This is a genomic window from Vibrio sp. 1249-1, from assembly GCF_033340495.1.
Map to the genome: position 1 here is coordinate 1 of NZ_JAWOWJ010000725.1, position 628 is coordinate 628.

The 628-nt window shown below is 47.5% G+C and carries 2 pseudogenes; both read right to left on the reverse strand.

Annotation, left to right across the window (positions count from 1 at the left end):
• Positions 1-343 (reverse strand): annotated as a pseudogene (locus R7Z50_RS28570) (U32 family peptidase); the annotation flags it as partial.
• A 20-nt stretch (positions 344-363) separates the two neighbouring features.
• Positions 364-628 (reverse strand): annotated as a pseudogene (locus R7Z50_RS28575) (peptidase U32 family protein); the annotation flags it as partial.

The following is a 628-nucleotide window of genomic DNA, read 5'->3' on the forward strand; positions in this document are numbered from 1 at the left end:
CTGGGCCAACGACAAATGGGACTTTGTGTTCAGACGCCAGTTGAACTGCGGACACGTCATTTGCTTCAATCGCAAAGTCACCATTATCGATATACTTCTTCATGATATTGACTTCGCTTGGTGCTTCCAACAATGCCATGGTGGAAAGCACCACTTGCTTACCGGATGCCGATAGGTCTTTGGCAATATCGAACCAATGAGCAGGTTTCATCTCGCGACGTTTTGAACAAACGGTTTCACCCAAGTAGATAATGTCTGCCGAGCTTTCTTTTGCTTGTAAGTAAAATGCTTCGATATCTTGTTTTGGCCAGAAGTACAGCAGTGGGCCAAGTGCGTATTTCATTGAATTTTCCATCTTAACCTCTACTGCCATTTACGGTGGTATGCACCCAGCGTGGTTTGCGTACCTTCAGAAACGTTAGCCAGTGCGGCATCCCAAGCTGCTTCGACTTGGTAAGCTTCTGGGTTTGCTTGGTAACGATCAATTGCAGCGCGCCAAGTGCGAGTAACTTGCTCTACATAGGCAGGGCTGCGTTGACGGCCTTCAATTTTTACCGACCCTACGTTTGCTGCAACCAGTTCAGGAAGCATAGAGAGAGTATTTCAACTGGTTGGTTCTTCCAGCGCG